Origin of the sequence: Chamaesiphon sp. VAR_69_metabat_338, assembly GCF_031423935.1 — a bacterium.
Lineage (GTDB): Bacteria > Cyanobacteriota > Cyanobacteriia > Cyanobacteriales > Chamaesiphonaceae > Chamaesiphon.
This window is the reverse complement of record NZ_JANPGM010000667.1, coordinates 1-4,091: the sequence shown is the minus strand read 5'-3', so window position 1 is coordinate 4,091 and position 4,091 is coordinate 1. Positions and strand designations below refer to the sequence as shown.

The window sequence follows — 4,091 nt, the reverse complement described above, 5'->3', positions numbered from 1 at the left end:
GAAATTTAGAGTAGGGGCAATTCATGAATTGCCCCTACTCTAAATTTCGCAAGGCAAATCATACCCGTCGATCGAAATTAATAACTGTTGCGAAGGAGTGTAATTATGCAGACGATCGAATTCTTAGCTTATCTTCGCAGTTTAGATATTCAAGTTTTTATCGAAGGTGAAAAGTTTCGCTGTAACGCGCCTGAAGGGATTCTGACAGCAGAACTGAGATCGGAAATTCAAGCGCGGAAACCAGAAATTATTGGATGTTTGGCAGTAACTCATCATCATAGTCGCCACAATTTTAAACCGTTGGTACCAATTTCGCGATCGCAAAATCTGCCCCTATCTTTTGCACAACAACGGCTATGGTTTCTCGATCGATTAATGCCGAATCATCCTTTTTATAATATTCCCCTCGCCCTAAATTTAACAGGTTCGTTGGCGAAGCCTCCACTGTGTGGAATCGATACCGCTGCATTAGAGCAAACTTTTAATGAAATCGTGCGCCGACATGAAGCTTTACGCACCAAGATCGCGATCGATGCTGGACAACCAGTTCAGGTAATATGTCCTACCCTCACCATTCCCTTGCCTGTCATCGATTTACAGCAATTACCACCAGCCGAACGCGAAAGCCGAGCCAGACAGCTCGCTATTGAAGCAACTCAACATCCCTTCAATCTGTCAACCGATCCCTTGCTCCGAGTCAAACTGCTGCGGCTAGAACAGACAAGATCGATCCTACTGCTGACACTTCATCACATTGTCGCCGATGGTTGGTCTATGGGGGTGTTAATGAACGAAATCGCCTCACTCTATCCAGCCTTTGCCAACAATCGCCCCTCGCCACTGCCAGAATTGCCAATCCAATATGCCGACTTTGCACATTGGCAACGTGAATGCTTGCAAGGGGAAGTTTTAGCCACACAACTCGGTTACTGGCAACAACAATTAGATGGGATTTCCATGCTCGATCTGCCCACCGACAGACCGCGATTAGCCGCTCAAACTTACCAGGGTGCTAGATACCCGTTGCAATTGTCCAAAAGTTTGAGCTTGGCACTTTTAGCTCTGGGACAGCAAGAAGGGGTAACTTTATTTATCACTCTATTAGCCGCTTTTCAAGTTTTACTATATCGCTATACTCAACAATCGGATATCGCGATCGGTTCGCCAATTGCCAATCGCAACCGGAGCGAAATTGAAGGGCTAATTGGCTTTTTTGTCAATAGTTTAGTGCTGCGTACCGACCTGTCCGGAAACCCAACTTTTCAAGAAGTATTAAGTCGAGTCAAGGATGTGGCTTTGGGAGCCTATGCTCATCAAGATTTACCTTTTGAAAAAATCGTCGAAGAACTGCATCCAGAGCGTAATTTAAATCAAAACCCGCTGTTTCAAGTAGTATTTGCGCTGCAAAATGCACCGATGACGGCCTTAGAGTTACCCGATTTAACTTTAAGTCCGCTACCATTTGAAACGGAAACAACGCGCTTCGATCTGGAGTTGCACTTGTGGGAGCCAAATACTCAAAATGGATTGTGGGCGGATAGTTCGGAAGGAATTAGTGGTTTTATAATTTACAGTACCGATCTATTTGATGAAGCGACGATCGCGAGGATGGTAGGACACTTCCAAATATTACTTGAAGGGGTAGTTGCCAATCCAGAACATCAAATCGCCCACTTACCACTCTTAAGCAAGTCTGAGCTAGATAATGTATTAGTTAAATGGAACGATACACAGTTAGATTATCCTCAAGATAAGTTAGTTCATCAGTTATTTGAAAATATTGCTCACCAGTATCCAGACGCGATCGCGCTGGTAGCAGAAGATGAACAACTCACTTATAAAGAGTTAAATATTCGCAGCAATAAACTCGCACATCATCTCACAAAATTCGGGGTAAAAGCCGAAATTTTAGTCGGACTTTGTGTAGAACGTTCGATCGATCTAGTCGTCGGTATGTTGGGCATTCTCAAAGCAGGTGGAGCTTATGTGCCGATCGATCCGACTTACCCATCCGAACGTTTGAACTTAATCATTCAAGATGCGAAGATCTCAGTGTTGCTAACTCGCGAATGCTGGCGCGAACGAGTTGAAAATTGCGATATCCGAGTCATCTGTGTAGATAAAGATTGGGAAAGTATCGATCGAGAACCTGAAGCTAATCTCGCTCATCAAGTTGGATTAAATAATCTTGCTTATGTTATTTATACTTCTGGCTCGACTGGCACTCCTAAAGGCGTAGAAATCGAACAGCGAGGATTACTAAATCTCGTGTTTTGGCATCAACACGCGTTTACAGTCGCACCAAGCGATCGAGCGACACAGATTGCAGGCGTGAGCTTTGATGCTTGTGGCTGGGAAATTTGGCCTTATCTGAGTACCGGAGCGAGTATCTATTTTGTAGATGATGACATCCGGCAAATGCCCGATCGGTTAAAAGATTGGCTGGTAGCAAAGGCGATAACTATTTGCTTTTTACCGACTCCTTTAGCCGAGCAATTTTTATTATTAGATTTCCCTGAAGATGCCGCTTTACGAATATTACTCACAGGTGGAGATAAATTAAATAACTATCCTCAAGCAGATCTTTCATTCCAATTATTCAATAATTATGGGCCGACTGAGAACACAGTGGTGACAACTTCGGGGCGAATTTCGATTGAAGATCGAGATGATTTAGCACCAGTAATCGGTCGAGCGATCGCAAATACACAAGTTTATATCCTAGACAAATATTTACAACCCGTACCTGTCGGTATTGCCGGAGAAATATACATCAGTGGTGATGGATTGGCACGAGGTTATTTAAACCGTCCCGAATTAACTGCCGAATGCTTTATCGAGCACACTTTTAATAATAACTTAACAGCGCGACTGTATAAAACTGGCGATCTGGCTCGCTATCGCGGAGATGGTAATATTGAATTTTTAGGTCGCATTGACGATCGCGTAAAAATTCGCGGCTATCGGATCGAACTGGGTGAAATTGAAGCGGTATTAAATCATCATCCAGCAGTGCAGCAAGCTGTTGTATTAATGCGTGAAGAGAACGAGGAGAAAAGCTTATTAGCTTATATATCACCGAAACCAGAATACAGTCGATCGCAAGAACTCAATCAATTAAGCCAATTGCAGGAGGAGCAAGTTTTGCAATGGCAAATGTTGTACAACGAAACTTACGATCGACCTGTCGATCTAGATCCTAAATTGAATATTGTCGGTTGGAATAGTAGTTATACCGATCGACCTCTACCCGCCGAGCAAGTCTATGAGTGGGTAGATAACCAAGTCGAGCAAATTTTGGCTTTACAACCCGATCGAGTGTTAGAAATCGGGTGTGGAACGGGTTTGATATTATTTAGAATTGCTCCTCACTGCGATCGATATTGGGGTACCGACTTTTCGCCAGTTTCTATTAATTATATTGAGCAGCACTTAGCGCAGCAAGAACTACCACAGGTAGAACTATCCGCTCGCATGGCTACCGATTTAGATCGATTACCAATAGCCAGTTTTGATACAGTAATTCTCAATTCAGTCGTTCAATATTTCCCGACGATCGATTATCTAGTTGATGTCATCGCAGGTGCGATCGATGCAACTGCTCCCGGCGGTCGGATCTTCATCGGCGATGTGCGAAGTTTGCTACTCTTACAAGCTTTTCATACATCGGTACAACTCGATCGAGCCGAACCATCCCTCACCTGTTTCGAGTTGCAGCAACGGGTACAGATGCAAATATTCCAAGAAACAGAATTAGTCATCGATCCAGCTTTTTTTACGGCTCTACAGCAACGCTTTCCACAGATCGATCGCGTCCGAATTCAACTAATGCGGGGGAAACATCATAACGAGTTAATTGCATTCCGTTATAATGCGATTCTTCAGATTGGCGAGCAAACTATTAGCACCGAACCTATTAGCGATCGAGACAATTATCTAACACTAAACTGGTCGGCAGCCAATCTGACAATTTCAGCAATACGTCAGTTATTAATTGACGATCGACCGGAAAGATTAAGCATACTCAATGTACCGAATGCGCGGGTAACGTCAGCAGTTAAAACAGTTGCATGGCTAGCAGAGCCAGCAGG

At 43.8% G+C, this 4,091-nt stretch carries 1 protein-coding gene; it reads left to right on the top strand.

Features of this window, described 5'->3' with window-relative positions; genetic code table 11:
- Window positions 1–105: 105 nt before the first annotated feature.
- Window positions 106–4,091 (top strand): amino acid adenylation domain-containing protein (locus tag RMO84_RS18455; protein WP_310489900.1); only part of this gene is annotated, 3,986 nt, incomplete at its 3' end.